Origin of the sequence: Chthoniobacter sp. (assembly GCF_040003245.1) — a bacterium.
GTDB lineage: Bacteria > Verrucomicrobiota > Verrucomicrobiia > Chthoniobacterales > Chthoniobacteraceae > Chthoniobacter.
This window is the reverse complement of record NZ_JBDUCX010000356.1, coordinates 1-4,868: the sequence shown is the minus strand read 5'-3', so window position 1 is coordinate 4,868 and position 4,868 is coordinate 1. Positions and strand designations below refer to the sequence as shown.

3 protein-coding genes and 1 pseudogene are annotated in these 4,868 nt (G+C 60.0%); all 4 read right to left on the bottom strand.

The features are described from left to right. Nucleotides 1–668 (bottom strand): annotated as a pseudogene (locus ABJF10_RS29310) (twin-arginine translocation pathway signal); the annotation flags it as partial. Nucleotides 669–701: 33 nt separating this feature from the next. Then, complete coding sequence (locus tag ABJF10_RS29305; RefSeq protein WP_348548152.1) at nucleotides 702–2,228, bottom strand: sulfatase; 1,527 nt, start codon at nucleotides 2,226–2,228, stop codon at nucleotides 702–704. Next, the gene (locus ABJF10_RS29300) at nucleotides 2,225–3,682 is read right to left on the bottom strand and encodes a sulfatase (RefSeq protein WP_348548151.1); all 1,458 of its coding nucleotides are present in this window, start codon (nucleotides 3,680–3,682) and stop codon (nucleotides 2,225–2,227) included. Before ABJF10_RS29300 ends, ABJF10_RS29305 begins: the two co-directional genes overlap by 4 nt. A 46-nt stretch (nucleotides 3,683–3,728) precedes the next feature. Beyond that, nucleotides 3,729–4,868, bottom strand: a 1,140-nt coding sequence (locus ABJF10_RS29295; RefSeq protein WP_348548150.1) for a sulfatase, incomplete at its 5' end; no start/stop codon positions are given.

Sequence of the window (4,868 nt, the reverse complement as noted above, 5' to 3'; positions counted from 1 at the left end):
GTGTAGTTGCTGACCAGCGCCACGTTCCCGAGCACCTCCGCTGCCGGGAGCTTGTGGCTAACCTTGCCGAGACTCGCTCCGGTTTCCGCGGATGTCGCCTCGAGCGTCAGTTCCACCTGCCCGCCGTCCGCCGTTCCTGATAGATGCAGCTCGACGCTCTTCATCTCCGCCACTGCCGCCAGCGGCTCCGTCTTCGGTCCCAGCGTGAGTTGGCCATCGACGATTCCGGCATTCACACCCTTGCCCGCAAAACAGTTGCTGCGGTGTTCATCGATCTCACTGCGGATGCCGATGCGGAAACCGGCGCCGCCATCCTTTCCCTCACCCGCCACGCGGTCGAGTTGCACGGACATTTTGAAATGACCAGCGGGATTGGCGATCTGGTGAGTCAGCGAATGCACACTGCGGTTGCCGCCCGTGCTCTGGCACTCCGCCGCGCCATCGACGACCCGCCAGTCTTCCATCGGGTTCGCCCAAAACTCGCCGCCGAGCCAGACGCGATCGTGCGTCCGCTCCCACGCATCAGCAGGCTTCAGCTCGACCGCAACAGCCGCTCGCCCATTCGGGGCACGAACCCCCAAGCCGATTAGTGTTCCTGCGGTGGCGTATTTCAACGCCGCGCGTCGGGTGATGCCGGCGGCGGATTCAATGTTCGGATTTCGTTTCATAGGATTGCGGATGTCTGGCTCTTTGCAGCGCTACTATTGTGGAGTTTCCTTGCGCTTCCTATTCGCCGCGCCACCTTCACCCGCACCCATGGCGGGAGTGATCAGTGGCGCTTTTTGATCCCAAGGGAGCGAGCGGTCGAAGAGCTTCGGATACGCCTCGTATCCGTGGCCGGTCACGACCTTGCTCGCGATTTCAGCCAGTTCGGTGTCGTAGGCCTTTTGCATCACGGCGAGATCCTTCGCGTAGTGCGGGTCGTTGGCGACATTTGCCATTTCAAGGCGATCATTGCCCAGGTGAAACAGCTCGTCCGTGGGCTTCATTCCGTCGCTGGCGGAATACCAATAGATGTATTTCCACTCGCGCGTGACCACGGCCAGAGATTGCGCCGTCGGGATACCCCAGAAGTTGAAAAGAGGAAGAAACTCGCGGACCTGCCCGGCGGGATTGGTCAGCAGCGGAAGCAGATTCTTCCCATCGATGCCCGCAGGCGCGGGCACGTCAGACAACGCAAAGATGGTCGCGGCCATGTCCACGCTGGCAGTGACGGCTTCGCAAACCTTGACCGCATGCGCCTTCGGCAGACGGGGATCGTAGATGAGCAGCGGCGCCTTTGATCCCTCTTCATACGGGATGACTTTGTCACCAAAGCCGTGCGAGCCGCTGTTATAGCCGTTGTCGGAGGTGAAGATGATGACGGTGTTCCCGGCGAGACCCTGGCGCTCCAATTCCTCGCGAATCATCCCGACAGCGGCATCGACGCCGGTAATGAGCGCATAGTAAAGGCGCGCGGTGCCATCGTAGTCATTGACCCACTCACGATAGCTCGTGGCGGCCCGGCTGGTGTGGACCTGAGCCGAAAGATGTTTCCCGTTTTCCACCCCGTAATTGGCCGGTCGGGTAAATTCCTTCTTCGACTCATAGAGTTTGAGATCAATCGGATCAGGCGTATAAGGCATGTGCGGCGCCTTGAAACTGATGCTCATGCAAAACGGCTTTCCACTTGTCTTCGCAGTCTTCAGGAAGTCCTGCGCCCACGCACCGTAAGCGCGCGAGCAATGCGGATACTGCGCAGCATATTTTGCGATGCCATCATTCTTCGCGGTCTCATAAAACGTCTGCCCCGGCCCACCGGCCCAGACATCGAACTCCTTCTCAAAGGCCTCCAGCTTCTCACCTTGGAGGAGAAAGCCGATCTTGCCGGCGAATCCGGTGAAGTAACCCGCCTCCCGCAATTTCACCGCATAGGAGTTGGCAAAGAAGCGGCGTTCGAGGTCGCCGTGTTCAAAGTTACAACCGTGGCGATACTCATAGAGGCCCGTGAGCAAAGTGCAACGGCTGGCCATACAAATGGCCGTTGTGTCGTAGTGATTCGCGAAGCGCATGCCGTCATTGGCCAACTTGTCGAGATGCGGGGTGATGACATCCTTGTTTCCGTAGCATCCGACCGCCCCGATGGTCTGATCGTCGCTGAGCAGAAAAATGATGTTCGGACGGTCAGCCGCACGAGTGTGGATGACTGAGGAGATCAGGACGGCAAAGAGGAGCAGGAGGCATTTCATAATTTGGCTGGGTTGTAAGGCGAAATGGGCACGTCGCCCCTGGCCTTAGTGGCTAGACGGCTTTTGAGAGGAGCGATGATCGCCTGAACTGCGGGGGTTGGTTCCTTGGCAAGGTTTGTGAACTCGTTGGGATCGCGGAGGTGATCGTAAAGTTCAATGCCCGCGCGGCCCTCGTCCCATTCGGTATAACGCCAGCGCTCCGTGCGAATGCTGCGGCCCATCAATGGCCGAGGCAGGCGTGTGTCGGCGGGGCGAAGGATTTGGGTTACAGCCGCATCATCCCATGGTGCTTTCGGGTCATCGAGAAGAGCGCGCAGACTATGGCCACTGAGGTTTGTCGGCGGCTTCAACCCGCAGAGGTCCGCCAGCGTCGGATACATGTCCACAAACTCCACGATCCGCGCGCAGGCGCGTCCGTTACCTTTCGCGCCGGGTGCGCGGATCAGGAGCGGCGCGCGTGCGCCTTCCTCGAACAGGGTGCGTTTTTGCCACACTCCCAAATGCTCCCCGAGATGATAGCCGTGATCGCTCCACAGGACGACGATCGTCTTATCGGCAAGACCGAACTTGTCGAGCGCGTCGAGCACTCGCCCAACCTGGGCGTCCACAAAGCTAACGCTCGCGAGGTATGCCTGGAGCGCTTGGCGGCAGGTTAGTTCGTCGAGGCCGTAGTTTGGCGTGGGATTGTTGTGCGCAAAGGCTGCGGGCGGAATGTCGTCGCGATCGTCGGGCGGGGCCGCGGGCAGGTGGACGCTTTCGAGTGGGTAAAGGCCGAAGTATTTCTTCGGTGCGACATAGGGCGTGTGCGGACGAAAGAATCCCACGCCCAGGAAGAATGGCTCGGCACGATGGGCCTCGATCAGTCGGATGGCCTCCGTCGCCACCATTCCATCCGTCTGCTCCTCGTCTTCCCCATCCGCGGCGAGCCAACTGAGCGCCGCACTCACCGGCTTCTCCGGCGTGGGATTGGTAATGAGCGCTTCGTCGGTTACGTCACGGCCTTTGGGATTCACCACCTGCATCCACGAGGGCTTGTCATCCAGTCCATCGGTGCCGATCGCCTTGGGCACGTCATAGTGGTAGATCTTTCCGACCCGCGCGGTGAACCAGCCGTTGTTCTTAAAGAGCTGAGGCAACGTCACCACATCCGGCACGCTACTTCGGAAATGGCGCTCCAGATCGAACACGCCAGTCGCGTCCGGCCGCAACCCGGTGAGCACCGAGGCGCGGCTGGGATTGCACAGCGGAATCTGGCAATAGGCGCGATCGAAACGCACTCCGCTGGCGGCGAGGCGGTCAAGGTTCGGCGTCTTCGCCACGGGAGGCTCTGCGGAGTTCAGCACATTCGCGAGGTCATCAATGGCGATGAAAAGCACGTTTGTCCGCGGACCCTCAGCTAACGCGACGGTCGCGAGCAATGCGGCCAATCCAATTTGCAGCAGGGTGCTTTTCATCGGTCCGGCGCGACGTTTCAGTCTCCGTTCCTGTTCCGCAGCATGCTCACGGCGTCCTTTTCTGACGCCCCTGATCGTCCACGTCCACGATCCACTGATCCAGCACCGCGCTTAGCTTCTTCAATTCCGCCTTGTCTTCAGGTTTGTCCGATTTCGCAAGGTTGTGAATCTGGTGAGGATCGGCGTCCATGTTGTAGAGCTCCTCGTCCGGCATGCGTGGCTGGCAGAGGAACTCCTGCGGCGGTGTGAGCTTGCCCTCGGCGTGCAGTTTCTTCAGCAGGTTCCACACGGGATACTGCGTCTCCTTGTAGTTGTTCGGCGCGAGGAACGGAATCTCCGGGGTAAAATTGTGAATGTAGCGATAGTGCGCGTCGCGCACCGAGCGGATGCGCATGCCCGTCGTGTCGCAATAGTCGCGCGTGCCGAACACATATTCGCGGGGTGCCTCCGCATGTTCGCCGAGAAAATTGCGGCCCTGCATCTTCGGCGGCTTCGGCGCACCGGCGATGGCGAGCATCGTGGGGGCGAGGTCAATGCCATCAATGAACCGCGCGTCCACAACGCCCGGCTTATACTGCTTCGGCGCGGGAAAATCCTTCGGCCATCGCATGATCATGGGCACAAGAAAGCCTTCCTCATAACAAAACTGCTTGGCCCGCGCCATGGACGCGCCGTTGTCGCCGAAGTAGATCACCACCGTGTTATCGGCGAGCCCGTCACGCTTTAGCTGGTCCAGGACCAGGCTCACCTTGCGGTCAAACTCCGTCTCTGAATCGAGATACTTTGCCCAGTCTTCGCGCACGATCGGATCGTCGGGGTAATACGGAGGCAGCACCACCTTCGCAGGATCGGCCTTCTTGGGCGCGTCATAGTCCCGATGCGTCTCCTTGAAATTGATCTGCGCGAAGAACGGCTGGTGCGACTTCAGATCGTCCCAGTCCTTTGAATCAAAGGCATCGTTGCCGGACTGAAAATTCCAGTCGGTCTTGCCCTTGCCGCTGAATCCGAGTGCTGCGGGCATCTTCACCACATTGGCAGTAAAGTAACCCGCATCGCGCATCCACGCAGTGAGCAGGCGCACGCCGTCCGGCAGCGGCTTCTTGTCCTTCGTGCGATGATTCTGCGCGCCGATGCTCACCGCATACATCCCGGTCATGAACGAACTGCGGCTCACCGAGCACACCAT

What these genes read in the sequence shown, in the direction of transcription:
- ABJF10_RS29305 (WP_348548152.1), bottom strand. Translation starts at nt 2,228, where the DNA reads ATGAAATGCCTCCTGCTCCTCTTTGCCGTCCTGATCTCCTCAGTCATC.
- ABJF10_RS29300 (WP_348548151.1), bottom strand. Translation starts at nt 3,682, where the DNA reads ATGAAAAGCACCCTGCTGCAAATTGGATTGGCCGCATTGCTCGCGACC.